The 24,913-nt window shown below is 60.6% G+C and carries 24 protein-coding genes; 10 read left to right on the top strand and 14 right to left on the bottom strand.

Features of this window, described 5'->3' with window-relative positions; all coding sequences use genetic code 11:
* Window positions 1–24: 24 nt before the first annotated feature.
* From QIT27_RS11150 to QIT27_RS11185, 8 genes are all read right to left on the bottom strand, one after another.
* A complete protein-coding gene (locus tag QIT27_RS11150; protein ID WP_285263833.1) occupies window positions 25–1,341 on the bottom strand; it encodes an HlyD family type I secretion periplasmic adaptor subunit in 1,317 nt (438 codons plus the stop codon).
* A complete protein-coding gene (locus QIT27_RS11155) occupies window positions 1,338–3,476 on the bottom strand; it encodes a type I secretion system permease/ATPase (protein WP_285263834.1) in 2,139 nt (712 codons plus the stop codon). Before QIT27_RS11155 ends, QIT27_RS11150 begins: the two co-directional genes overlap by 4 nt.
* Entirely contained in the window at window positions 3,463–4,890 is a 1,428-nt protein-coding gene (locus QIT27_RS11160; RefSeq protein ID WP_285263835.1) for a TolC family protein, read from the bottom strand. Before QIT27_RS11160 ends, QIT27_RS11155 begins: the two co-directional genes overlap by 14 nt.
* 34 nt (window positions 4,891–4,924) lie before the next feature.
* Window positions 4,925–5,704 (bottom strand): SapC family protein, encoded by a 780-nt coding sequence (locus tag QIT27_RS11165; RefSeq protein ID WP_285263836.1) that lies wholly within the window; start codon window positions 5,702–5,704, stop codon window positions 4,925–4,927.
* Window positions 5,705–5,775: 71 nt separating this feature from the next.
* Window positions 5,776–6,954: an MFS transporter gene (locus QIT27_RS11170; protein ID WP_285263837.1), complete on the bottom strand. Its 1,179-nt coding sequence runs from the start codon at window positions 6,952–6,954 to the stop codon at window positions 5,776–5,778.
* A gap of 59 nt (window positions 6,955–7,013) precedes the next feature.
* Window positions 7,014–7,445 (bottom strand): DNA polymerase III subunit chi, encoded by a 432-nt coding sequence (locus tag QIT27_RS11175; protein ID WP_253019076.1) that lies wholly within the window; start codon window positions 7,443–7,445, stop codon window positions 7,014–7,016.
* Window positions 7,446–7,527: 82 nt separating this feature from the next.
* The gene (locus tag QIT27_RS11180; protein ID WP_285263838.1) at window positions 7,528–8,649 is read right to left on the bottom strand and encodes a branched-chain amino acid aminotransferase; all 1,122 of its coding nucleotides are present in this window, start codon (window positions 8,647–8,649) and stop codon (window positions 7,528–7,530) included.
* Between the two features lie 153 nt (window positions 8,650–8,802).
* The gene (locus QIT27_RS11185; RefSeq protein ID WP_285263839.1) at window positions 8,803–10,323 is read right to left on the bottom strand and encodes a leucyl aminopeptidase; all 1,521 of its coding nucleotides are present in this window, start codon (window positions 10,321–10,323) and stop codon (window positions 8,803–8,805) included.
* Window positions 10,324–10,457: 134 nt separating this feature from the next.
* Between QIT27_RS11185 and lptF the strand changes: the two genes are divergently transcribed.
* The 5 genes from lptF (at window position 10,458) to bfr (ending at window position 14,149) form a co-directional block, all read left to right on the top strand.
* The gene (lptF, locus tag QIT27_RS11190; protein WP_159341102.1) at window positions 10,458–11,537 is read left to right on the top strand and encodes an LPS export ABC transporter permease LptF; all 1,080 of its coding nucleotides are present in this window, start codon (window positions 10,458–10,460) and stop codon (window positions 11,535–11,537) included.
* Entirely contained in the window at window positions 11,537–12,607 is a 1,071-nt protein-coding gene (gene lptG, locus QIT27_RS11195) for an LPS export ABC transporter permease LptG (protein ID WP_502875203.1), read from the top strand. Before lptF ends, lptG begins: the two co-directional genes overlap by 1 nt.
* Window positions 12,608–12,641: 34 nt before the next feature.
* Window positions 12,642–13,115: an RDD family protein gene (locus QIT27_RS11200; protein ID WP_254436445.1), complete on the top strand. Its 474-nt coding sequence runs from the start codon at window positions 12,642–12,644 to the stop codon at window positions 13,113–13,115.
* A gap of 158 nt (window positions 13,116–13,273) precedes the next feature.
* A complete protein-coding gene (locus tag QIT27_RS11205; protein ID WP_285263840.1) occupies window positions 13,274–13,480 on the top strand; it encodes a bacterioferritin-associated ferredoxin in 207 nt (68 codons plus the stop codon).
* Window positions 13,481–13,663: 183 nt separating this feature from the next.
* Entirely contained in the window at window positions 13,664–14,149 is a 486-nt protein-coding gene (gene bfr, locus QIT27_RS11210) for a bacterioferritin (protein ID WP_159341108.1), read from the top strand.
* A gap of 96 nt (window positions 14,150–14,245) precedes the next feature.
* On the opposite strand, the gene QIT27_RS11215 is transcribed toward bfr, so the two are convergent.
* From QIT27_RS11215 to QIT27_RS11240, 6 genes are all read right to left on the bottom strand, one after another.
* Window positions 14,246–15,715, bottom strand: a complete 1,470-nt coding sequence (locus tag QIT27_RS11215) for a carbon starvation CstA family protein (protein WP_285263841.1) — start codon at window positions 15,713–15,715, stop codon at window positions 14,246–14,248.
* A gap of 212 nt (window positions 15,716–15,927) precedes the next feature.
* Entirely contained in the window at window positions 15,928–16,461 is a 534-nt protein-coding gene (gene sodC, locus QIT27_RS11220) for a superoxide dismutase family protein (RefSeq protein ID WP_159341112.1), read from the bottom strand.
* A gap of 70 nt (window positions 16,462–16,531) precedes the next feature.
* On the bottom strand, window positions 16,532–17,947 hold the full coding sequence (locus QIT27_RS11225) for an ABC transporter ATP-binding protein (protein ID WP_285263842.1): 1,416 nt from the start codon (window positions 17,945–17,947) through the stop codon (window positions 16,532–16,534).
* Window positions 17,944–18,798 carry an ABC transporter permease gene (locus QIT27_RS11230; RefSeq protein WP_285263843.1) on the bottom strand — a complete coding sequence of 285 codons (855 nt, stop codon included), beginning with the start codon at window positions 18,796–18,798 and terminating at the stop codon, window positions 17,944–17,946. Before QIT27_RS11230 ends, QIT27_RS11225 begins: the two co-directional genes overlap by 4 nt.
* Window positions 18,795–19,754 carry an ABC transporter permease gene (locus QIT27_RS11235; RefSeq protein WP_350338772.1) on the bottom strand — a complete coding sequence of 320 codons (960 nt, stop codon included), beginning with the start codon at window positions 19,752–19,754 and terminating at the stop codon, window positions 18,795–18,797. Before QIT27_RS11235 ends, QIT27_RS11230 begins: the two co-directional genes overlap by 4 nt.
* On the bottom strand, window positions 19,751–21,286 hold the full coding sequence (locus QIT27_RS11240) for an ABC transporter substrate-binding protein (protein ID WP_285263844.1): 1,536 nt from the start codon (window positions 21,284–21,286) through the stop codon (window positions 19,751–19,753). The genes QIT27_RS11235 and QIT27_RS11240 overlap by 4 nt, the downstream gene beginning before the upstream one ends.
* A gap of 207 nt (window positions 21,287–21,493) precedes the next feature.
* On the opposite strand from QIT27_RS11240, the gene QIT27_RS11245 reads away from it, so the two are divergent.
* The 5 genes from QIT27_RS11245 (at window position 21,494) to QIT27_RS11265 (ending at window position 24,871) form a co-directional block, all read left to right on the top strand.
* Entirely contained in the window at window positions 21,494–22,267 is a 774-nt protein-coding gene (locus QIT27_RS11245; protein WP_285263845.1) for a pseudouridine synthase, read from the top strand.
* Window positions 22,268–22,275: 8 nt separating this feature from the next.
* The gene (tcdA, locus tag QIT27_RS11250; RefSeq protein WP_285263846.1) at window positions 22,276–23,124 is read left to right on the top strand and encodes a tRNA cyclic N6-threonylcarbamoyladenosine(37) synthase TcdA; all 849 of its coding nucleotides are present in this window, start codon (window positions 22,276–22,278) and stop codon (window positions 23,122–23,124) included.
* The gene (locus QIT27_RS11255; RefSeq protein WP_089675157.1) at window positions 23,121–23,339 is read left to right on the top strand and encodes a DUF1653 domain-containing protein; all 219 of its coding nucleotides are present in this window, start codon (window positions 23,121–23,123) and stop codon (window positions 23,337–23,339) included. The genes tcdA and QIT27_RS11255 overlap by 4 nt, the downstream gene beginning before the upstream one ends.
* A 167-nt stretch (window positions 23,340–23,506) precedes the next feature.
* Window positions 23,507–24,415, top strand: coding sequence for an MBL fold metallo-hydrolase (locus QIT27_RS11260; RefSeq protein ID WP_285263847.1), 909 nt, complete (start codon window positions 23,507–23,509; stop codon window positions 24,413–24,415).
* 27 nt (window positions 24,416–24,442) lie between these two features.
* Window positions 24,443–24,871 (top strand): protein tyrosine phosphatase family protein, encoded by a 429-nt coding sequence (locus tag QIT27_RS11265; protein ID WP_285263848.1) that lies wholly within the window; start codon window positions 24,443–24,445, stop codon window positions 24,869–24,871.
* Window positions 24,872–24,913: the final 42 nt, after the last annotated feature.

Genomic DNA, 24,913 nt, shown 5'->3' on the forward strand with positions numbered 1-24,913 from the left:
TTTCAGGGGCGCTCGGTATAGCGTTCAGTCGCGCAGTGCGCGGTCGCGGACTTTCACCACGGGCTCCATCAGGTAGTCCAGCACGCTGCGTTTGCCGCTGAGAATGTCGATCTCTGCCACCATCCCCGGCATGATATCCAAAGGCTGGTTATCGGCGTCGTAAAGATAGCCGTCGGTACGCACTTCCACGGGATACATCAGCTCGCCGCTTTCCGGCATTTCTACCGCGTCGGCGGCGATGGTCACCAGCTCGCCGTCCAAGCCTCCGTAACGGGCAAAGTCGTAGGCGGTCAGTTTTACTTTGACCGGCTGGCCGGGGTAGAGAAAGGCGATATCGGACGGGCGAATATGCGCTTCTACTACCAGGGCATCATCGGCAGGCACCACTTCCACCAGCGGCTCGCCAGAGCCAGCCACGCCGCCCACCGTACTGATGTGTACCTGATTGACCACGCCGTCTACCGGCGAGCGAATCGTGGTGCGGGCGACTTGGTCCGCACGCCCCGGCAGGGTTTTTTGCAGCTCAGCGACTTGGGAGGTCGCTTCGGCCAGCTGGGCTAACGCATCGGCCTCGAAGGCGTTGCGTGCCGCCACCTTGCGATCTTCGATTTCCGCAATCGACGCCTCGGCGCGCGCCACTGCGCTCTGCTGACGGGCCACTTCACCCCGCAGCTCATTGAGCGATTGGCGCACCCGCAGCAGCGAGGTTTCCGGTTCGATGCCGCGCTGGGCCAGCGGTTGGATGATCGCTAGCTCCTGTTCGGCCAACTGAACGCCTGAGCGGGCCGTGCTAAGGGCGGCTTCCAGCTCCGCTGTCTCTTGGCGTCGCTGGTAGCCCTGCTGCTCTAGCACCTGTAGCTCCGCATTCAGTTCTAATTGGCGGCCATGAAAGAGCCGCGTTTCGCTGGCGGCCACGCTGGGGGCTGCTTGGCTCAGGGCCTCATCCAGCGCCAGCGGCGTTTGGCTGATTTCGGCCTCTAAACGCTGGATACGCAGTTGTAACGAACGCAAACGCTGGAGGCTCTCTTCGTAATCACCTCTAAGCGTGCCACCGCTGAGCACCATGAGCGTATCGCCTTGGGCCACCGTATCGCCCCGGCGCACGTTGATCTCCGTGACCACGCCGCCTTCCAAGCTTTCGACCACTTGCAGGCTGCGCGAAGGCACCACTTTGCCCTGGCCGCGGGTGACTTCATCGACTTCCGTGAGATAGGCCCAAATAAAGCCAATCAGCAGAAACGCGATGATCGTGAGCAGTAACAGGCTACTGCCGATGGGGCGCTTGGCACGTCCGTGACGTACGAAGTGCTCAAAATCCAGTTGAGAAGTAGAACGGTTCACTGGGCAGTTCCTTCACGCGAGCGGTGGGGAGCGGCTTCCACAGGGCGCATGACCTGGGCTTTGGGGCCGTCGGCGACGATCTGGCCCTGGTCGAGAATCACCACGCGGTCCACCAGCTCCAGCAGGCTAGTGCGGTGGGTAACCACCACCAGCGTTTGCGTTGGGCTCGCGGCTTTCAGGCGCGCAATCACCTCTTTTTCGGTTTGGATATCCATGGCGCTGGTGGGCTCATCCATCAGCAGAATGGGCGGTGCGCCCAGCAGTGCGCGGGCAAGGCAGATCAACTGCCGTTGCCCGCCGGAGAGTCCCTCGCCGCGCTCGCCAATCGGCATGTCGTAGCCTTTGGGGTGGCGGGCAATGAAGTCATGTGCTCCGGCAAGCTTGGCGGCGTTGAGAATCTGCTCATCGGTGGGGTGGTGGGCACCAATGGCAATGTTTTGCCGCACGGTGCCGGAGAAGAGCCAGGCTTCTTGCAGAACGCTGCCAATGTTGTGACGTAAATCCGCAGGGTCGATTTGGCGAAGGTCGGTATCATCGACCAGGACAGCGCCCTGTTCCGGTGGGTAAATGCCTAGCAGCAGGCGCGCCAGCGTACTCTTGCCGGAGCCGACGCGGCCAAGCAGGGCGACTTTCTCGCCGGGCTCGATGGTCAGGTTGATATTCGCCAGCGCTGCGGTGGTTTGCTCGGGGTAGCGAAAGCTCACGTCCTGCAGGCGCAGCTTGCCTTCCAGCGTGGGGCGGCTGAGGTAGTGGCGGCCTGCCGGGCGCTCGGAGGGCATGTTCATCAACTGGTCGAGCGCGCGGTAGGAGGTACGCGCTTGGTTGATACGGGTCATGGTTTGCGCCAGCTGTGCCAGCGGCGCCAGCGCGCGCCCGGTGAGAATGACGCAGGCAATCATGGCCCCCATGGAGATCGTGCCATCGCCCACCAAAAAGACCCCGTACACCACGATGCTGACCTGGGCGGCCTGCTGGGCAAAGGCAGTGGCGTTGAGGGCGAACTGCTGAATCGCGCGCCCTTTACGCCCTACATTCGACTGCTGGTGAACGCTCTCTTCCCAGCGTTTACGAATCATCGGTGCCGCGCCGCTGGCCTTGATGGTCTCCAAGCCAGCAACGGCCTCGATCAACACGCCCTGCTTGGAACGGCTCTCTTCAAAGGCTTGACCAGAAAGGCGTTTGAGAAACGGCTGAACGGCAATGCCAATCAGCAATACAAGGGGAACGGCGATCATGGGGATGATGGCCAGCGGCCCACCGATCAGATAAATCACGCCAATAAACAGCAGGATAAACGGCAGGTCGACAATGGCAACCAGCGACGCCGAGGCGAAGAAGTCGCGCAGTGTCTCAAACTCTCGGAGGGTATTGGCAAAGCCGCCGGTGGAGCCACGCTTCGCGCTCATTTGCAGGTTGAGCACGTGATCAAAAATACGCCGTCCCATGCGCAAATCTGCTTCCTGGCCAGCCCGCTCGATAAACAGCTGGCGCAGGGTTTTTACCGCAAAATCGAACAGCAAGGCGATACTCACACCGATGGTGAGTGCCACCAACGACTCCACCGCTTCGTTAGGCAGTACGCGGTCGTACACCACCATGATGAACAGCGACGTGGCCAGACCTAAAAAGTTGGTGAGCGCGGCGGCAATGATCACTTGGGTATACACCCAGCGATTCGAGGAGAGCGCGCTCCAGAACCAGTGGCCACCTTGAATCGCTGGTTCGCTATGCAGGCTGACCGGGCGGTAGCGGGCGCGTACGGCAATGAGGTGGCCAATATACGCCTCTTCCAGGGCGCTTACGTTGGTTTCCACCGGCTGCTTGCCCAAGGCCGGATCAAACAGCGCGAAGCGCTCCTCATCGATACGCTCGATAAGGACCACCGCGCGGCCATTTTTCAGCAGCGCCACCGCAGGCAGTAGCGAGTTACCCAGGGTGGCGAGGGTATGCTCGCCCAGTGCGGCGACCATGCCGTGGCGTTCGGCGGCATCAATGAAGCCGTCCGGGGTCAGCGGTGATTCGTTGCCTACCCGGTGAGCACGCACGGCAGCTTCAGAAACGGGCAGCGTTAGGTGGGCGGCCACGAAGGTCAAGCACTGCTCTAGGTCGTCCTGATGGGGGTTAGCGGCGTTCAAGGTGAATCTCCATCACATCCAGCAGTTCACCAGTGACCGCGAGCTGCTGGAAAGCGGCCTGTTCCCAGCGCACTCGGCGGTTAATCAGCTCCAGCGCGGTTTGAAATAGGTCGCGCTGAGCGTCGAGCAAGTCGTTGATGCTACTGCGGCCAACGGCAAACTGGTCGCGGTAGGCCAGCAGGGCTTCCTCTTCGGCGGCGAGCGTGGCGGTTTGCGCTTCCAGCTCCGCGCGTCGGGTGCGGGTATCGGTGTAGGCAGAACGTACTTCGCGCTCTAGCTCGCGGCGCAGCGCCTGCTGCTCGTACTGGCTCTGCTGCTGGCGCTCGACCGCCTGGGCAACCCGCGAGGAGGTAGCACCGCCGCTGTAGGGGGTGTAGTCCACGTTAAAGAGCAGCGCGACGTCGTTGTCGGATTCGTTGAAATCGTTCACATCGAACTGGCGGCCCTCTACCGCCACGCTTAGGCTGGGCAGGCGGGCATTCCGGGTGGCCTGGGCCTCGGCGTCGCTGGCTTCACTGGTGAGCGTCTGGCTGCGCAGCGCGGCGTTTTGCGCCAGCGCTCTGTCCAGCAGGCGGTCTGCATTGGCATCGCTTAATAGCGCGGCACCCTGGGGCAGCGCCAGCACATCCGGCGTGGTGAAAAACGCTTCCTGATACACGTTAATCGCCCGGGCCAGCTCGCCTTCCAGTGTGACCAAGCGTGATTCGGCATCGCTCAAGCGGCTTTGCGCGCGCAGAACGTCGGCGCGTGAGCCTGCGCCTGCTTCACGGCGTAGGCTCACGTCTTCAAAAATACGCTGGTGCTGCTCAAGGTTATGCTCGGCCAATTGGCGCTGGGCGGTCAGACGAGCCACGTCTAGGTAAGCGTTCACCGCGTAGAGGACTTCTTCTTCAACGCTAGACTGGGACTGCCAAAACGCCGCTTCTGCGCTGAGGTCGGCGGCGCGTACGCGTTCGCTACTCGCGCCGAAATCCAGCAGTAGCTGGCTCAGCGTGACCACGGCATCGACGCGGGAGCCGCGGTCGGGCAGTGATTCAGTACGCTGGAGGTCGTTGCGGTACTCAAGGCCTGCGTTCACCTGCGGGCGGCGCACGGCGCGCACTTCATCAATGCGCAGCACGGATTCCCGCTCCCGAGAGCGCTGAGCCAGAATGCCGGGCTGCTGCTCGATGGCTTGCTGAATTTTTTCACGTAACGCAACCAGTGCCACAGAGCTGCCCGTCGCCTCACTGGCTTGCCAGCGAAAGCGATCAAGGAGTTCTTTAAGCTCAGGCGAAAAAGCCGGGCCATCCAGAGAGGAAGCAGGCAAGGGGGCCATCTCGGCCAGCGGCTCCTCCAGCACGGGTTGAGCAATCAGTGGAGGGCTGACCAGCAGTAGGCCGAGTATGAGCGACCTAGTTACGTTCACATTCATTATCGTTCCTGAAGAGCATCGGTACTTAGCGCGTTTAGGTAGCGCTCGGCCAGTCATATTCGGCTTCGCTGCTCAGCGCTTCTTGCCATTGGGCAAGGGGATCTGAGGGCGGCACGGACGGTTCTGTCGTCGCCTTGCGTTGCTGATAGAGCTGCAAACGGCCAAGCTGCTGTTGCGATTGCAGCAGAGCGTACACCAAAGGGACGGCACCCAATTGCCAGAAAAGCCCTACTTGTTTGGCAGAAAGTGCCTGCCAAGCGCGCTCGTCGATTTGATACAGCGGTGTGCTGCCTTGATAACCGTGGAGCTGCCAGGGCGTCAGCAGTGCCGCCTTGGCCAACGCGGTAATACGCTTCGAGAGCCGCTGGCAGCCTTGCTCACGCTGCTGTAGAAATGCCAGTACCTGGGCAGGAAAGCGGGCAAGCTCGCCGTGCTGGTTGAAAAAAGGCTCGGCATCCAGGCGTTCAACGACATAGGGCGAGTGCTGGTCAATACACAGCCTGCCAGGATAGTCAGAATGTAGTCCAAACGGGTGGCCGCGCAGCGCGGCAGGCACATAGGCTGCCCGCCAGCGCCCCTGGTCGTCTACCAGAAGGTTCTGGCCATCTTCCAGCCCCAGCAGCGCAACGGCCTGCCAACCTTCGGCGGTTTCCGTTAGCGCGATTGGAACATTCGCCGCCACATGGCGAAGCTCAGCGTCTGCCAGTGCGACCTGGGTAGTGGTTTGCGCGAAGTGGTAGGCAGTAAAACGCTGCCACATTAAACCGCCGTGGTGCTCTTGGCTGAGCGGCACCCACTGGGCAGCGTGGTTCATGGCGACAACCTTCTTTGATCGGGCGTGGAGAGGTAATGGTGAGGGCACCTTACCAAACGTCGCCCCTACCGTCAGCGGGTGATCAGCCTACGCATCGTGATGAGGCCAATGATGGGCCCAGGCAGCAGCCACCCAATCACCCAAGGCCCTTGGCTTGCCCATAGCGCCGTCACCAGCGCGATGGAGGGAATCGTGAGGCCAAAGCCAATCGCATTCATCATGGCCAGCGCCGCGCCCAGCCGCTCGGACGGTGCGCTGTCAGACGCCAGGGCAGAGAACTGAGCAGAGTCGGCAATCACGCTCACGCCCCATAGGGCAAGCAGCGCCAGCAGCAGCCAGGGGGAGAGGCCGCCTAGCAGTGGATAAATAAGGCACAGGGTGCCAGATACCGCTAGTGCGATAAACGCGACCCGCCCGCTACCGATACGTCGGCTCCACCAGCCTGCCCATACGCAGCCGGGAAGCCCCAAGGCGATGACCGCAAAGCTTAGCCACGGCTGCAGGCCCGGGGCCGCGCCTAAGCGTTCCAGCTCTCTGGCGACCAAAAAAGGCACCAGCGCCCAGAGGGCGTAAAGTTCCCAGCAGTGGCCGAAGTAGCCCAGCGCGGCGGCGCGGAAGTTCTTCTCTTTGAATGCGGCAAGCCCCGCCCAAGGTCGCCCGCCGTTGGCCTTAGCAGGCAGATGTGGCCCCACGCCTAGTTGGAAAATCATCAGCGCTGCCAGAAGAGCAAGGGCAGAGGCCAACAGCAGTGGCCACTGCCAGGGAAGATGCAGGGTGAGCCCGCGCAGCAGGTGCGGCGAGGCAATGCCGAGGGTGAGCATGCCGACCAACCAGCCAAGCGCCGAGCCTGCGTGGGTAGGTGTCCAGCTCACCACCAGCTTCATGCCCAGCGGATAAATGCCCGCCAGACAAAGCCCGACTAAGAAACGTGCCATTGCCGCCAAGGTGACGCTATCTGCGACGTTAATAAAGGCCGCGTTAATCAGCGCGCCCAGTACAGCAGACATCGCAAACAGGTGGCTGGCGCGCACGCGGTCGGCCAAGCCAGTGGTCGCAATCAGCAGGGTGCCGGTAATAAACCCCGCCTGCACGGCGATGGTGAGCAGCCCGAGGTCGCTTTCGCTAAGGCCTACGGCTTCCTGCAGCGCTAAGCCGACACCGTTAACGCTAAACCAGAGCGAGGTGCCAAACAGCTGGGCAATCACGATAACCGCTAGCGGCGTGCGGGCTAACAAGGTATGGGAAAGCATCGGCAATCTCATCCATTGAGTTGTTGTTATGGGGCTTGGGACGTTTAACGTGCAGAGCGCTACCCCAGCTTATGCGGCACGACCTCATGCCCAAGCGCCTTGTAGCGCTGCCAGCAGGCGCGTTTAGCGACCAGCACGTGTTGGTGTTGGTTGATGATCTCGGCAATCCGGGCGAAGTGCTCAATACCATCGGGAATATCGGGGTGCAGGTTCAGCAGCGCCGTCTCTTCAGTGGGCACCGGTAGCTGCTGCCAACCTAGTGTGATGGGCACAGTGTCGGCCAGCTCGCTATCTTCCAGTGCATGAGGCAGGTAAGCATCATCGCGGAACTGCCACAGCGCTTCGTCGGCCTGTTCGGCCAGCGCTTTGTCTTCGCAGTGCAGGTGCAGTCGGTACCCTTTACGGTGGATCGTCTCGGCGAGCTTGCAGGCAAACTGTAAACGCGCTTCTAGGGTGGTATCGGGCAGAATATAAAAATCGATGCGTGCCATCGGTGGCTCCAGCGGGGTCAACGCGCTTGGCAGCCTGGCCGCCACGGTGAGTGGCGGCCAGGTGTTGGGTAACGCTAGAGGGTCATACCAAGCGGGTCAGCCAGCCGTATTTATCGTCGCTGCGGCCATACTGAAGGTCGAGCAGTGTCTTGCGAATGCGCTTGGCCACTTCGTTATTGCCATCGCCCTGCAGGCGAATACGCTCGTTTTCCGTGACCAGTTCGCCCACCGGGGTAATCACGGCAGCCGTACCGCAGGCGAACACCTCGGTAATCTCGCCGGAGGCGGCACCTTCGCGCCACTCGTCGATGCTGATCGCGCGCTCTTCGGGGGTGAGGCCCGCGTCTTTGGCCAGAGTGAGGACAGAGTTGCGGGTCACGCCTTCCAAGATGGTGTCGGTCAGGCGCGGTGTGACGATGCGGCCATCTTTATAAACGAAGAACAGGTTCATGCCGCCTAGCTCTTCGATCCACTTGTTTTCAGCAGCGTCCAGGAAGGCGACCTGGCTGCAACCGTTGGCGGCGGCTTCTTTTTGGGCGGCCAGCGAGGCGGCGTAGTTGCCACCGCACTTGGCAAAACCGGTGCCGCCAGGGGCCGCGCGCTTGTAGTGTGAGGAGAGCCAGATAGAGACCGGCTCGATACCGCCTTTGAAGTAGGCCGCCGCCGGAGAGGCAATCACGTAGTAGTCCACTTCGTGAGCCGGGCGCACACCAAGGAAGGCTTCTGAGGCGATCATAAACGGGCGAAGGTAGAGGCTGCACTCGTCGGCGTCGCTGGCTGGGGTAGGTACCCAGGCGTGGTCTTGGGCCAGCAGTGCTTTCAGCGAGCCGATGAAGTCGTCATCGGAAAGCTCGGGCAGCGCTAGGCGGCGGGCGCTGCGGCGAAAACGCTCGGCGTTTTTCTCTGGGCGGAAGGTCCAGATAGAGCCATCGGCATGGCGGTATGCCTTGATGCCTTCGAAAATTTCCTGGCCGTAGTGCAGCACGGAGGCGGCAGGGTCGAGGGTGAGCGGGCCGTAGGGGCGTACTTGGTGGCCGTGCCAGTCGGCATCGACGGTCCAGCGCACGTGGGCCATATGGTCGGTGAAGTGTTTACCAAACCCTGGGTTTTGCAGGATGTTATCGCGGATCTCATCGGCCATCGGCTGATTGGACGGCAAAATTTCAAAACGCGATTCAAGTTGAGCATCTGAAGCTGTGGGCACGGCGTGTTCTCTCCGCTAGAGCCAAGCCCCGAAGGGCATCTATTAAGCGTATCGTATGGTTGGCGTGTGCCTGGACGCGCTGGCACACGCACATACGTTCAGGTTTAACGGTTGCGTTAACGAAAGGCAACCATTGGTGGCCGGTTTGTGAGGTTAGGTGTCGCCATTTTCGACTTGGGCGTCGGCTTCACGGTCGAGCAGGTACTGGGTCAACAGACCCACCGGGCGGCCGGTGGCGCCTTTTTGTTTGCCCGAATGCCAAGCGGTGCCGGCAATATCCAGGTGCGCCCAGGGGAAGTGGTCGGCAAAGCGTGATAGGAAGCAGGCAGCGGTAATCGTACCTGCCGGACGCCCACCGATGTTGGCCAAGTCGGCGAAGTTGGAGTCCAGCTGCTCCTGGTACTCATCCCATAGCGGCAGGTGCCACGCGCGGTCCCAGGCGGTTTCACCGGCATCCAGCAGATCAAGCGCTAGGTCATCGTCGTTGGAGAGCAGGCCGGTGGCGTGGTGACCAAGGGCAATAATGGCCGCGCCCGTCAACGTGGCGATATCGACCACGCTGGCAGGCGTGAAGCGCTCGGCGTAGGTGAGCGCGTCGCATAGCACCAAACGGCCTTCGGCATCGGTGTTGAGCACTTCCACCGTCAGGCCTTTGAGCGTTTTGATAATGTCGCCCGGCTTGGTGGCGGCACCATCAGGCATGTTCTCGGCGGCGGCAACGATAAACACGGCGTTGAGCTTGGGTTTGATGGCCAGCACGGCTTTGACGGTACCGAAGACGCTGGCCGCACCGCCCATATCGAACTTCATTTCATCCATGCCTTCGCCGGGCTTCAGCGAGATACCGCCCGTATCGAAGGTGATACCTTTGCCGACCAGGACATGGGGCGCCTCGTCGGGGTTGTCTGCACCCTGGTATTTCATCACGATGAGGCGTGTTGGCTCGACGCTGCCACGGCCCACTGACAGCAGTGAATGAGCGCCCAGGGCCTCGAGTGCCTCTTCGTCTAGAATCTCAACGTCGAGCGCGCCTTGGGAATCGCGCCCCAATGCTTCTGCCTGCTCGGCTAAGTAGCGCGGCGTGCATACGTTGCCCGGCAGGTTGCCGAGCGTGCGTGTAAAATTAATGCCCTGACCAATGGCGGTGCCGAGCGCGGCGCCTTGTTTGGCGAGCGGCGCATCGCCGGCATCGCTGACGATCAGCGTCAGTTTGGCCAAGCTAGGCGCTTTGGCCGGCGATGACTTGAAGTGATCGAATCGGTAAATCGCGCGTTCGGCGGCTTCTAGGGTCTTGCGTGCTTTCCAGACGGCGTCGCGATCGTCGAGCGGTACGTCAGTAAAGGTGGCGCTGGCTTCGTCCACGGGCAGTTTGACCAGGGCGGCCATGGCGGCATCGAGTGCCCTGATAAAGGCCGCTTCCTGGCATTTGTCGCGCTCACCCAACCCCACCAGCAGAATGCGGTCGGCTCCCAAGCCCGGTGCGAAAGGCACTAGCTGCGTGTTGCCCAACGCCGCGTCGAAGTCGCCGCGCTCCAGCAGCTGGCCGATCAAGCGCTCGCTGGCGTCGTCTAATTTGGCCACGGCGGGCAGTAAGTCGCTACCTTTATAGACAGGGAGAACGAGGCAAGCCGTTTCGGCTTTGGCGGGGTTCGCGGTCTGAACGGAAAATTCCATGACGTCTCCAACAAGACAAGCAACGAGTGATTCGGGATAATGCCCCGTTATTTAGTGTTTGCTACCAGTTTGATTAGTGTACCCAAGCCATGGACGCATTGCATGGTCACCTGCACCACTAGTCGGAGAGTGCGTTGATTCTATTTCGGTACTTAACTCGCGAAGTGTTACTGACGATGTCTGCCGTGGCAGGCATTCTGCTGCTGGTCATCATGGGTAGCCGCTTCATCCGCTACTTCTCGGATGCTGCCGAGGGGGACTTCCCGGTCACGATTTTGGGCAGCCTGATGCTGTTTCATCTGCCGGGCTTCATGGAGCTGATTCTGCCGCTGTCGTTTTTCCTCGGCATTCTGCTGGCGTATGGGCAGCTCTATATGAACAGTGAAATCACCGTGATGGTGGCTTGTGGCATGAGCCCAACGCGGCTCTTTCGCGTCACGCTGCTGCCCGCCACGGTGGTCGCGGTGCTGGTGGGGGTATGTAGTGTATGGTTGACTCCGGCCGGGGCGCTGCAAACCGAGGCGACGCTGGAGGAGCAACGCAGCCGTTTGGACGTGTCGGTGCTCGCCCCTGGACGTTTCCAAGACTTCGGCGGTGGGCGGACGGCCTACATCACTGACTTCAGCAGTGACGGCACGGAAATGCAGGAAGTCCTGGTGCACGAGCAGCCCATGGCCGGCGCTGAGAAGACCCATAGCTACATCACACGGGCGGGTACGGGTTATCAGGAAACGAACGTCGACACCGGCAGTCGCTTTCTCGTTCTTGAAGATGGCGAGCGCTACGGTGTCACCCCCGGTCGCCAAGATGCCGAGCGTTTGACCTTCGAGCGCTACACGCTGCGGCTAGGGCTGAGTCGGGATCGTCAAGAGCTGGACTCCCTCGAATACGCCACCACCGCTGAGCTGTGGCAAAACCCCGACCCGCGCGCCCAGGCGCAGTTCCAGTGGCGGGCAGGATTGCCGCTCATGGTCTTCATCTTGGCACTATTGGCCCAGCCGCTTTCACGGGTAAACCCTCGCCAAGGACGCTTCGCCAAACTGCTACCCGCCGTGTTTCTCTACGTTGCCTATTTGAGTTTGCTGCTAGCCGCCGTCGATGCCATCGGGAGTGGTTCGCTCGCGGTGGCGTTGGGCGTGTGGCCGGTGCATGCGCTGTTCTTGGGGCTTGGCTTACTGCTGTTATGGCACTCGCAACGTAAGGGAATGCGCTGATGCTGATCGCAATGGATCAAATGGATCGCTATATCGCCCGTAACGTGCTGGCCGCCATCGTGGTGGTGCAGTTCGTGCTGCTGGGGCTGGATATCACCATTGCCTATATCGGAGATTTAGGGGATACCCAGGGCGACTACAGCGCGCTAGACGTGCTGCTCTACTTGGGGATGCGACTCCCCTGGCGCTTTTATCAGTACGCGCCGGTCGCGGTGCTGATTGGCGCGCTGATTGGCCTGGGCAGCATGGCCTCTAGCAACGAATTGACGGTGATGCGTGCTGCTGGCCGATCGCTGGCGCGCATTGTCTGGGGCGTGATGAAGCCCGTGCTGCTGGTCGTCGTTGTGGTGCTACTGGTGGCAGAGTTCGTCAGCCCACGGACCGAGCAGTACGCCGAAGCCTGGCGCTTAGAGCAGCGCCAAGGCGAGGGTGCCATGCTCACCACCCGCAGCGGCTGGCAGTTCGAAGGCGATAGCGTCTACCGCTTCGGTGCCATTCGGGCAGATAACGTAGTGCTGGATTTAACCCGCTACCGCTTCGACGAACGCCGCTTAGTCGAAGCCACCCATGCCAATCGTGCCCACTGGAAAGAGGGTGCATGGCTGCTCGAAGGGGTGACCACCACGCGCATTTTTGATAATCGCACCGAGTCGACGTACCAGCCCAGTGCGGCTTGGGAAACGGCGCTCACACCGACCCAGCTGGAGCGTTTGCTGCGGGATATTGAAAGCCAAGCGCCTAGCGAGCTGTGGGCGTACGCCAACTTCCTCCAAAGCCAGAACCTGCAGGCAGACCAACCGCTCCTCTATTTTTGGCAGAAGGTGTTGATGCCGCTCACCATGGGGTCGCTGGTACTGATTGCCGCTTCGTTCGTGTTTGGTCCGCTGCGGTCAGTGGCGGCAGGCACGCGGGTCTTTTATGGCGTGGTCACCGGGCTGGTGTTCAAGTACGTACAGGATTTGCTCGCCCCGGCGTCCACCATCTTTGGCTTTTCCCCCGTTTGGGCGGTGCTGGTGCCGACCCTTGCCTGTGCCGCGGTAGGGATCTACTTCTTACGGCGAAATGGCTAAGCGCCGCGAAGACGTAAACCAGGAGACAAGAACAGTGACGACACGACGCTTTACTCAATTGGATGACGTGTGGCCCGCCGGGCTGGGCCGACGGTTGGGAGCTATGCTGTACGATGGCTTTTTGGTCACGGCCATCTGGATCGCCGTGACCGTGGCGCATTTGGCCTTTTTCCGCTTCGTGCTCGGCCAGCCCGCCGAGGAGATTGGCACTACGGCTTTCGATATCTGGAGCTTGCGGCTCATGCTGCTGTTTTTCGTCACGCTGTTTTTCGTGTACTCCTGGCGCCGGGGTGGCATGACGCTGGGTATGCAGGCGTGGCGGCTGCGGGTGCAAACCCTGGATGGCCACGCGATCACGCTGAAGCAGAGCCTGATTCGCTGCGCAACCGCGTGGCTCTCGCTGGCGGCGTTCGGTATTGGCTACTGGTGGGTACTGTTTGATGGGCAGCGCAGAAGCTGGCCCGACATCGCCTCCAAGACAGAGACCGTGGTGCTGCCGAAAAAATAATGGGGGAGCGGTGCCCACGGAAATAGCCCGCCGACCAACGGGTTATGCCATGCCTCAATGGCCTTAAGGCGAATCGATACTAAAGAACAACGTTTTCTACTTGAAAAGATGTATGCGAATCATTTACATTCACCTCATGATTTTTATGAGGTGTCGCCATGTACGTGTGTGTGTGCAAGGGAGTAACCGATCATCAGATTCGCCAGCAGGTTAGCGACGGAGCGCGCAGCTGGCGGGAAGTCCGCGAAGCCACTGGCTGCGGCACCCAGTGTGGCAAATGCGCCTGCTTCGCCAAATCCCTCATCCGCGAGGCCGTTCAGGCCGTACGCGCCGAGTCTGATATGAGTCTCGCTTACGCCGTATGACGCGAATCACTCTTGTTAGGCTTATCGTTAGCAAATAATTGATTTGCTTGAATTTTTATCTCCATGGCTGATACTCTCAACACCGTTGGGAGTTAGCCTTTTATGGCCTATACTCCTTGATTAACGTAAGAGTACGGTGCAAAACAGTACTTTATAGGGCAATACGCTAAAAAAGGTGACGGCATGAAAGGCGATCCGAAAGTAATTCAGCATCTCAATATCGCGCTCGGCAACGAACTCGTGGCGATCAACCAGTACTTTTTACATGCCAAGATGTACAAAGACTGGGGCCTCAAAGTGCTAGCCAAGTGGGAGTACGATGAATCCATCGAAGAGATGCAGCACGCTGACAAGCTCATCGAACGCATTCTGTTCTTGGAGGGCATCCCGAACCTTCAAGATCTCGGTAAGCTGCACATCGGTGAAAACGTCAAAGAGATGCTCGAGTGCGATCTCAAAATCGAGCATGACGGCCGTAACGACTACATCGAAGCCATCACTTATTGTGAAAGCGTCAAAGATTACGTGACGCGTGATCTGCTTCGCGATCTGCTGGCCGACGAAGAGGGCCACATCGATCATATCGAAACGCAGCTCAAACTGATCGATCAGGTGGGTATCCAGAACTACCTGCAAAAGCACATGGCACTGGCCACTGACGAAGAGTAAGTCAGCGATCCAGCCACGCGTCAACGCGCGAATAGAAACGGGCAGCCTCCAGAGGCTGCCCGTTTTGCGTTTCAGTGCAAAGTGTTGACCTGATATTTACCGATTGCTAGTAGCCAGCGTAGCGTCTTGATCCAGCGCACCAGGCACCGGCTCATCCACGCTAAAGGTGGCGCGGCTGAGGCGGCGTACGCGCTTCATAAACAGCGTAATACAGATCAGCGTGCCAAGTGCCGCGACGATGTAGCTGGTTTGTAGCGGCAGGTTAAAGCCAATTGGCGCGTAGGCGAGGTAGGTGAAGGTTGCCATGGTCATAAACACCGCCGGAATCGAGGTGATCAGGTAGGGCTTGCGCGATAGCACCAGATACATCGTGCCGGTCCAGAGCGCGATTACAGCGGTGGTTTGGTTGGCCCAGGAGAAGTAGCGCCATAGCAGCGTGAAGTCCATATGGGTGAGCGCGTAGGACATCACGAACAGCGGCAGCGCAATCAAGATACGCTTGACGATGGGCTTTTGCTCTACTTTCAAATAGTCGGCAATGATCATCCGTGCGCTGCGGAAAGCGGTATCACCCGAGGTGATGGGCAGCACAATGACGCCCAGCACGGCTAACGTGCCGCCAACCGCGCCCAGCATCGTGGTGGACACTTCGCTCACGACAGCGGCCGGGCCGCCCGCTGCCAATACATCGGAAAGCGACTGTTCACCCTGGAACAGGCTCATGGCCGCTGCTGCCCAAATCATGGCGATCACACCCTCGGCGATCATCATGCCGTAGAAAATCTTGCGGCCGTTGGTTTCGTTTTCCGTCGTGCGCGAGATGATCGGCGTTTGGGTGGCGTGGAAGCCAGAAAGCGCACCGCAGGAGATGGTCAGGAACAGCAGCGGGAAGATCGGCGCGTTATCCGGGTGCATGTTCTGGAACGACAGCTCGGGAATAGGCGCGCCCGTCACGACCAAGCCAATGCCGATGCCAGCGGCGCTAAACAGTAGCAGCGCGCCGAAGTAGGGGTAAATACGTCCAATGACTTTATCGATCGGCAGCAGCGTGGCGATCAGGTAATAGGCAAAAATCGCCAAGATGATCAGCGTGAGCGAAAGCGATGTCATGTTGGCCAGCAGTGCTGCCGGTGAAGTGACAAACACGGTACCGACTAACAGCAGCAGCAAAATCGCAAAGCCATTCACCACGTGCTTCATTGTTTTGCCCAGGAATTTACCCGCTAACTGGGGCAGGTGGGCGCCGTGGTTACGGATGGAGATCATGCCGGTCAGGTAGTCGTGCACCGCGCCTGCAAAAATACAGCCAATCACGATCCATACAAACGCCACCGGGCCATATAATGCACCCAGGATAGGGCCAAAAATCGGCCCCACGCCGGCAATGTTAAGCAGCTGAATAAGCGAGTTGCGCGTGGTATTCATCGGCACGTAGTCGATGTCGTCGCGCATACTGAACGCCGGTGTTTGACGCTTGCGGTCCGCGACAAACACGCGCTCGACAAACTTGCCGTAGGTAAAGTAACCCACGACTAATAGCACTATCGAGAGAATGAACGTAATCATGTAAAGCACTCAACTGGTCAGGGAGGGTGTCAAGCGGACAGCCATACAGCAAGCCGCGCTTATTTAGCCGGGGTGAATGTACAGAGACGTGCCGATAAGTGCTTTACGACTTTAGTGGCCCGCGACGTTAGTCGCTGATCCGTCAGCAAAAAAATGGGCAGCCCTGAGGCTGCCCGGTTTGTAATGGTGTCAAAAACGGCATCAATAGAGCATTAAGAAGAGACAACGCCGCAGGCCATGCGAGCACCGCCGCCACCGAGGTGTGGCTCATCCGCGTAAGTATCGCCCCCGGCGTGAATCATGAGGCTGCGGCCCGGCATGTCTTCCATGCTAAGGCGCGGAGCCAGTACCGGCAGGTTGGCTTCGCCATCGTCATTGACAGTGAGCACGGGCAGGTCACCCAAGTGGCCGTCACCGTAGGGGCCTTGGTGGGTGCCCGCCTCTTCTGGGTCGTAGTGGCCACCGGCCGACAGCGCAGCGGTCATCTCTCCGCTGTCGTTGTCGGCAGGTTCGCAGCTAGCATTTTGGTGGACGTGAAAGCCGTAAACACCCGGCTCTAAACCGGTGAGTGAGGGAGTGAGCAGCACGCCGTGCTCGGTATGCTCAACGGCCACCGTGCCAATGGACTCCTCCACACCGTCGGCGCTGACCTTATGCATCTCGACATCCAGCGACTCGTTAGCGTGAACCGCCGTGGCCAACAGCATGCTTGCGGCAATACCGGTAAGGGGTAGTGAATAGCGCATCTTGGTTGCTCCTTTCCTTATCCATGGAAGCCCTAAAAAGGGGCGCTATTACAGGGTAGCTGCCCACCGCTTAACCCGCCAACGTGAGCGTCTGGTCGCACACTTTCTTGATCAAAGCCGGATCGTGGCTAACTAGCATCACCGCACAGGCCTGCTCGCGGGCCAGTTCCACCAGCAGGCTGAGCGTCTGCTGCTGAGTGACCGGGTCGAGCCGCGAGGTGGGTTCATCGGCAAACAGAAAGCGCGGCTTGAGCAGCAGTACGCGCAGAATGGCAAAACGCTGCAGCTCGCCACCTGAGATCTCACCCGGCCGGCGGCTCAACAGATGCTCGTTGAGACCCAAACGCTGCATCAAGGGGGCAATCGCGCGCTGCTCGAAACGGTGGCGACGCTGCAAATCCTCCAGCAGTTGGGTCAGGCTCCAGTGGGGTGAAAAAGCGGCGGGCGGGTCTTGGTAGAGCTTTTGGCGGCCAAGCCTCGGCATCTCGCGGGAGATATCAACGCGGCCAGCATTGGGTCGTGTCACGCCGAGTAGAATATCGCCCAGCGTGCTTTTGCCACAGCCGGAGGGGCCGACAACACCGACGATTTCGCCGGGGCGCACGCTGACGGAAAGGTCGCGAAACAGCTCGCGCCCGCCACGCGCCATACGCAGCGCATCCGCACTGATGACGGGTGCCTGGGCGCTGCCCGTGAAAGAGGGCGGGTCTGGCCAGCGGCTGGGCTCCGCCCCTAATAAGCGCTGGGCATACGCCGTTTGTGGATGGTTGAGCAGCACGTCCGCCGGGCCACGCTCGACGACCTGGCCCTGACGCAGGATGATGACGTTGCCCCCTAGCCGCCTGGCGACCTCGATATCGTGGGTAATCGTCAGCAGTGCGCCGCCTTGGTTGGGCGTGTGGGCAAGCAGTTCGACCACTTCATCCCGGCGCGGGGCATCCAGGCCCTTGGTAGGCTCATCGGCAATCACGATGGGCGCGCCCGCCGCGCTGGCGGCAGCAAACGCCACCCGCTGGGCCATGCCGCCGGAAAGCTCCCCCGGCAGCTTGTTCAGCGCCTGGGCTAAGCCCAAGCGGCTCAACTCTGCGCTGGCGGCCTCGTTGGCGGCTGGCGTTGTTTTTCCCGCCACAAAACGATGCGTTTCCGCGACTTGCGCATGCGCGCGCATGGTGGGGTCGAGGGCATGCCAGGGTTCCTGGGGCAGTAGCGCCAGGGTTCGCCCCCATAGGGCATGGCGGGTAGCGGGTTCTGCTGCCGCAAAGCGCTTTCCGGCGATTTCCAGCGCTCCTTGGGCGCTCAGTCCAGCAGGCAGGGTGCCCATAATGGCTTGGGCGATCAGGCTCTTACCGGAGCCGGTTTCGCCTAGTAGCGTTAGGCGCTGACCGGCTTCCAAGGTAAAGCTGATCGGGGCAATGGTGACGCCGTCCCCGCTGATCGCTAATTCGTTCACCTGTAGCAGCGTGGTGGTTAATGTCATCGATGTCATCGCGGGTCCTTCCCAGCCAGGAGGTTTAAGCTCAGTACCACCACGAACAGAACGATAATCGGCTGTGCCATGGCCCAGGGGGCTTCGTGGTAGTAGGGCAGCAGTTCGATCATCATCAGGCCAAGCTCGGCGGTGGGTGGGCGCAATCCGACACTCACAAAGCCAAGCGCCGCCATCGCAAGAATGGCGCTGGCGGCGCCAAAGGCTGCTAAGGTGAATACCTGGGGGGCTAGCTCTGGCCACAAGTGGCGGCGGAACAGCATCACCGGGCCAAAGCCGAGAAGACGGCTCGCTTCGATTTGTGGCGAACTCACCAGCGCCTGGGTACGGGCACGCACCACGCGGAAGTACTCGATCCACAGCACCAGTGAAATACCCACATAGAGCGCCCAGAAATTGCCGGGCGCAATGGCCACCAGCAGAAGCACCAGCAGCAGGCCAGGCAGGGCGAGACAGGCATCCGCGATGCCACCCAGCACTCGGTCACACCAGCCGCCTCGCCAACCGGCCATGACACCCAGCAAAACGCCAGGAATGGCAGCGGTGGCGACGCTCAGTAGCGCCATGCCTAGCGATAGCTGAATGGCTGACGCCAAGCGTGCCAGCATGCTGCGGCCAAGGTGGTCGGTGCCGAAAGGCTCGGCCAGCGAAGGTGCCTGCAATATGCGCGTGAGCTGCTGACGGGCAGGGTCGGCATCGCTTAACCAGGGCACGAGCCAGGCAAAGGCCAGTAGCAGCAGGAGTAAGCCCGCGCCCCACCATTGACGAACCGTGAGTGAAGTGAAGTAACGGCGCAAGGGTGATGACGCCGTACGCGACGCCGTGGAAGATGATGAGAAAGCAGGCATCATGCGCGGCGTCTCCGTGGGTCGAGTAGGTAGCAGGTCATATCCACCGCCGTATTGAGCAGCACGAACAGCAGCCCCATCACCAGCGCGGTGCCCTGAATCATTGGCACATCTCGGGCCACGATGGCGTGAACCAGGGCGTGGCCGATGCCCGGCCAGGCAAACAGGGTTTCTACCACCACGACGCCTTCAATGAGATACACGAACTGCACGCCCAGGTACGCCACCACGGGTACCGAGGCGTTGCGCAGGCCGTGGCGCCAAAAGCTTTGCCGTGCGCTGAGGCCTTTGGTGTGAGAAAAGGCGTAGTAAGCGGAATGCGACACCTCTGCCATAGCGTTACGCGCCACGCGGCTGGAAACGGCGGCTAAACCTAGCGCCAGCGTCAGCGCAGGCAGCACGGTGTGTGCGGTACCGCCATGGCCTGCGGCGGGTAGCCAGCCCAGCGTGACCGCAAACAGCATGATCAGTAACAGCCCCACGGCAACAGCGGGCAGGGCGCGCAGCACGCTGGCGGCCACTTCACTCACGCGATCTAACGCACCACCGGGTTTGCGCCCTGCGGCCAGGCCTAGTGGTGGGCCAATTAGCAGCGAGAGCAGTACCGCGATCACGGCCAGGCTAAGCGAGTGGCCTAGCTGGTGGGAAAGCTCCTGGATCACCGGGCGGCCGCTCACCAGCGAGCGGCCTAAATCCAGCTGCAGCAAGTCCCACAGCCAGCCTGCATACGCGCTCAGCCCCGGCTGGTCGAGCGCCAGCTCCGCCCGCACGGCTTCCGCCGCCGCTCCGTCGACCATATCGTGACCATAGCGCCCGGCCGCAATGCGGTAGGCCATATCCCCCGGTAGGGTGCGGGTGAGAACGAAGGTCAGCGTGCCAACTAGCCACGCCACTAACCCCGCCTGAAAAAGCCGCGACAGCAGCAGGTGGCTAAGCCCTTGGTTTGCGCGTGAGATCACTCTGCCCACTCCAGTTGGTCAATGCGGTAGCTGCGCTCTAGCGGGTCGATAGAGAAGCCCTCCAACTGCTGGTTCACCGCCGCCGTCTGCTGATACCAGGCGATGGGAATGAGCGGCATTTCTTGATGCAGGCGTTCGGCCAAGAGCGGCGCTAGATCCATAAGCGTCTGCTTATCGGTGGCTTGGCGAAGGGTGTCGAGCCACTGAGCAACGTCTTCATCGCGCCAGTTCATGGTGCCCCAGTCGCCGCCCATGGCGTCTGGGTCGCTGCCAATATCGTCTAGCAGCGAGCCCAGCGGGTTCGGTACCAAGCCATAGTTGCGGCCCGATAGACCCACTTCCAGGCTGTCGTCGTGGTGGCCAGAGGGAATCTCGCTGGCGTTGGTCACAGCGACTTCCAACGCCACGCCAATCTCCTGCCACTGGCTTTGCAGGGCGGTGGCCACTAGCGGAAGCTCAGGGCGGTCGGCGTAGGTGCGCAGGGTTAGCGCGAAAGGCTCGCCATTGCGCTCCAGCATGCCGTTGCTGCCCGTCTGCCAGCCGAGTTCTGCTAGCAGCACCTTGGCGCCCTCTACATCTTGGGCAGTGCTGGCCTCTAGGCCCAGGTGCCACGGCCCTAGGCTGGCTGGAAAGAGTTCAGCCGCGGCAGCCTCTGGCGTGCGCAGCAGGCCGGCGGCAATGCCTTGCCGGTCAATCGCCATGCTCAGCGCTTGGCGGGCGCGGGCATCGTCCAGTAACGCGTGTCCGGCGTTGAGCTTCAGCATGATCGTTCGCGGCAGCGGTTCGCTATGCAGCGTTAAGCGGGCATTGCGGGAGAGCCGCGCTTGGCTGGCGGGGTCGAGGGTAAACACGATATCCGCATCGCCGCTCTCCGCCATTAACGCGCGGGTTTCGCCACGGCTCACGGCGAGATAGCTGGCGCTGGCAATGGCGGGCGCGCCGCCCCAGTAGTTATCAAACCGCGTCACGGTCAGGCGTTGGGGCGGGCTTAGCTCCTCGACTTGGTAAGGGCCGCTGCCGATCATCGCGACGACATCGCCCTGCGCATCGAACGCAGCTTCCGCGAGAATCAGCGCCGTCGAGTGGGCCAGCAGCGCAGGCAGCGGCGAGAATGGGCTATCGAGCGCGATCACCACGTCACGACCATCCGCGCTCATGTGGCGAATGGGGGCGCTGTCGAGAATGCCGGGCTTGGCCAGCGCGGCTTCCAGGCTTGTCAGCACCGCGTCAGCCGTGACTGCACTGCCGTCATGGAACGTCGCGCCTTCGCGAAGGGTAAAGCGCCACAACAAACCGTCATCAGAAACCTGCCACTCAGTGGCAAGCCCCGGGGCAAGCTGGCCGTCGGCATCGGTATCCACCAAGGTTTCCGCTACGCGCATACGGCCAAACACGTAGCCGGAGGTGGCCGGGTCGGCGCTCTTGATTTCCCAAGGGGCGACGATATCCAGCCGTTGGTCAGCCGCCCAAAGCGAAGAGGCGGTCGGCAAAGCAAGCAGTAGGGTAACCCCCGCAGCGAAGGCGCGCTTCATAAGGAACTCCTGATGGGTTTAAAAAGTTATTTTATAACGTAACGATTAGCTTGGGTAGGTTTGTGAATGTCATTCTCATTTACCCAGTGGATGACATTAGCGCGCCAAGTCGCGACAATAGCCCGCGATTCCACATCTCTGTTTTATGCCCCTTTTTCACGTTTCTGTTTCATGTCCAAATGCTCTGCCTATGTATCAAGGAGTTCCATGCAGCCACTTAACATCCTTTATCAGGATGAGCATCTTGTAGCGGTGCATAAGCCGTCAGGCCTGTTAGTGCACCGCTCAGCGCTGGCGCGTGGGGAAACCGAGTTCCTGCTTCAGCGCCTGCGCGACCAGCTCGGTAAACGGGTCTACCCGGTGCACCGGCTGGACCGGCCCACCTCCGGCGTGATGGTGTTTGGCCTCTCCTCCGAGGCGGCTGCCCTGCTGAGCGAAGGGTTTAGCGAACGCCAGGTAGAGAAGCGCTACCTAGCGGTGGTGCGCGGCAAAGCGCCGGAGCAGGAGCGGTTGGATTACCCGTTACGGCAGGAGGACGGCACGCGCCCCAAGGCGGAAATGCCCGCCATGCCCGCGATGACCGATATTCGCCGCTTGGATAGCGTCGAGTTGCCGGTGCAGGTAGACCGCTACCCGGTGGCGCGCTATTCCCTGGTGGAAGCACGGCCGCTGACCGGGCGACGGCACCAAATTCGCCGCCACTTATCCCGCCGTGGCTACCCGATCATTGGCGACGCCAAGCACGGCAAAAGTGTCCACAACCGTTTTTTTGCCGAGCAGCTGGCCGCCGCGCGGCTGCTGCTTGCCGCGACCTATTTAGCGTTTGATCACCCGCTGCTGGATAAACGCATTCAGCTCAGCTGCGCCGTGGATGAGACGATGAAAAATCTGTTCGAGCAGTTTGGCTGGCAGGGGCATTTACCGATAGATAGCGTGCGAACGCCGCCCATTGCCACGCCTTCTGCCCTGCAAGCACTGTGAGCCAGCCCATGTCATTGAATGAATCCACAACTTCCTCTAGCGATTATGACTTCCGCTTTGGCGGTATTCGGCGCCTTTACGGCCAGCGTGCGGCGCAGGCATTTCGCCGTGCCCATGTGGTGGTGGTCGGGGTTGGTGGCGTGGGTAGCTGGACGGTCGAGGCGCTCGCCCGCTCGGGCATCGGCAAACTCACGCTGATCGATCTGGACGACGTGTGTGTCTCCAACGTTAACCGCCAGCTCCACGCGCTGGATGGCACGATTGGCCAGCCCAAAGTAGATGTGCTGGCCGAGCGCTGCCGCCTGATTGCTCCCGAGATCGAGATCATCGCGGATACCGCCTTCGTTACCCCCACCAATCTGGCCGAGCGCATTCCTGAGGATGCCGACCATGTGGTGGATGCCATTGATAGCGTGATTGCCAAGGCGGCGCTAATCGCCTGGTGCAAGCGACGCAAAATCCCCATTACCGTCACCGGCGCGGCGGGTGGGCAGACCGACCCCACGCGCATTCAAGTGGCGGATTTGACCCGCACCGAGCACGACCCGCTGCTCTCCAAAGTGCGCTCGCGGCTGCGCCGGGATTACGGCTTCTCCCGCAACCCCAAGCGGCGCTTTTCGGTGGAGTGTGTCTACTCCGACGAGCAGTTGATCTATCCCGGCGCCGACGGCGAAGTGTGCCTGCAAAAGCCTGGCAGCAACGAGGTTACACGGCTGGACTGCGCCTCCGGCTTTGGCGCGGCGACCTTTCTCACCGGCACCTTTGGCTTCGTGGCCGCCTCCAGAGTACTGGAGCGCCTCGCCAAAAAAGCGAATCAGCCCGCCGCCACTCAAGCCATTCAAGAGGAAAACGAATGACCACTCCCGTTCCCGGTATTTACCGCCACTACAAAGGCAGCCTGTACGAAGTGGTGGGCACCGCCCAGCACAGCGAAAGCGAAGAGCCGCTAGTGGTCTACCGCGCGCTCTACGGTGACTACGGCCTCTGGGTGCGCCCGCTAGCGATGTTCACGGAGAGCGTGACGAAAGAGGGGAGCACCCAGCCGCGCTTTGCGTTGGAGAAGGCGTTTTAGCCCGTATCGATTGCGCCACTAGTGCTCTTATGGATTGCCGCCCCCTGTTGCCAGGGAGGCGGCATTTTTGTGGTGGTGATTGCTTATATTCCATAATTAGCTATCTTTATAACAATAATTGGCGAGTAGGCGTCAAGCATACATACTCACGTATCTAGGAGATAAGCATGAAGACCTTCGCCCTATCTCAAAGCACCGGTGCGGGGTCACCCGACGTGGCGGGCTTTTTTGATCCGCGCACCTTCAGCGTTCAGTACATCGTCAGCGACCCCGCTACCCAGCAGTGCGCGATTATTGACCCGGTGCTGGATTTCGACGAAAAGTCTGGCGCCACGGCGACTTTCTGCGCTGATGCACTGTTGAAATATATCGAGGAAGAGGGGCTAAAGGTGGCGTGGATTCTGGATACGCACCCCCACGCGGACCACTTTTCAGCAGCCCAGTACCTAAAAGAGAAGACCGGCGCACCGACGGCGATTGGCCAGTACGTCACGCAAGTGCAGGCCCTGTGGAAGGAGATTTATCACTGGCCGGAGATGCCGACCGATGGCCGCCAGTGGGACACGCTGTTTATGGAGGGCGATATGTTTGCCATTGGTGAACTCAGCGCTCGTGTGCTGCACTCGCCAGGTCATACGCTGGCCTCCATCACCTACGTCATCGGTGATGCTGCCTTTGTGCATGACACCCTGTTTCAGCCTGATTTTGGGACGGCGCGCGCCGATTTTCCCGGTGGGGATGCCAAGTCTCTATGGGACTCCATTCAGCAGATTCTCACGCTGCCGGACGATACGCGGCTGTTCACCGGCCACGACTATATGCCCGATGGCCGTGAGCCAACGTGGCAGAGCAGCGTCGATGAGCAGCGAGCCAACAACCCGCACTTGGTTGGCAAAAGCAAGGAGGAGTACATCGCCCTGCGCCACCAGCGGGATAGCGAGCTACCCATGCCCAAGCTGATTTTGCACGCGCTGCAGGTGAATACTCGTGGTGGCCGTTTACCGGAACCAGAAGCCAACGGCAAGCGCTATCTAAAAATCCCCCTGGATGCCCTGGAAGGTGCGGCCTGGGATTGATGTTATCCAAACCAAGGAGGTGTGGTCATGCAAACGAAGCCATTGGAGCCCGGCGTTGAGATCACCTCAGCGCTGGCGGTGGATGAGCTGGAAGAGGTAAAAGCCCGTGGTTTTCACGCGGTGGTGTGTAACCGCATCGAAGGTGAGAGCGAAGACTTTCCCGACGAGGCGCGCTACCGCGAAAAAGCCGAGCAGCTTGGGCTTGCCTGGGTGCATATCCCCGTGAAGCCAGGCGAGTACAGCGAAGCTGACATCCACGCCTTTGCTGAAGCGCTCCAGCAGCTGCCGCGCCCGCTATTGGCATTTTGCCGCTCAGGTAAGCGGGCCACGCACCTGTGGGCCTACGCCAAGCGTCAGCACGAGCAGTGCGATTTGGCGGAACTGTTTGCGGCGGCTCATGCGGCAGGGGTTGACTTGGAAGATCAGCGCCATGGCCTTGAACGAAGCGCCCAATAAAAAGCGAAGACGCGTGAAACCCTAGTACGAAGGCCCCGTATC

The organism is Halomonas sp. LC1, assembly GCF_030247125.1.
GTDB lineage: Bacteria > Pseudomonadota > Gammaproteobacteria > Pseudomonadales > Halomonadaceae > Vreelandella.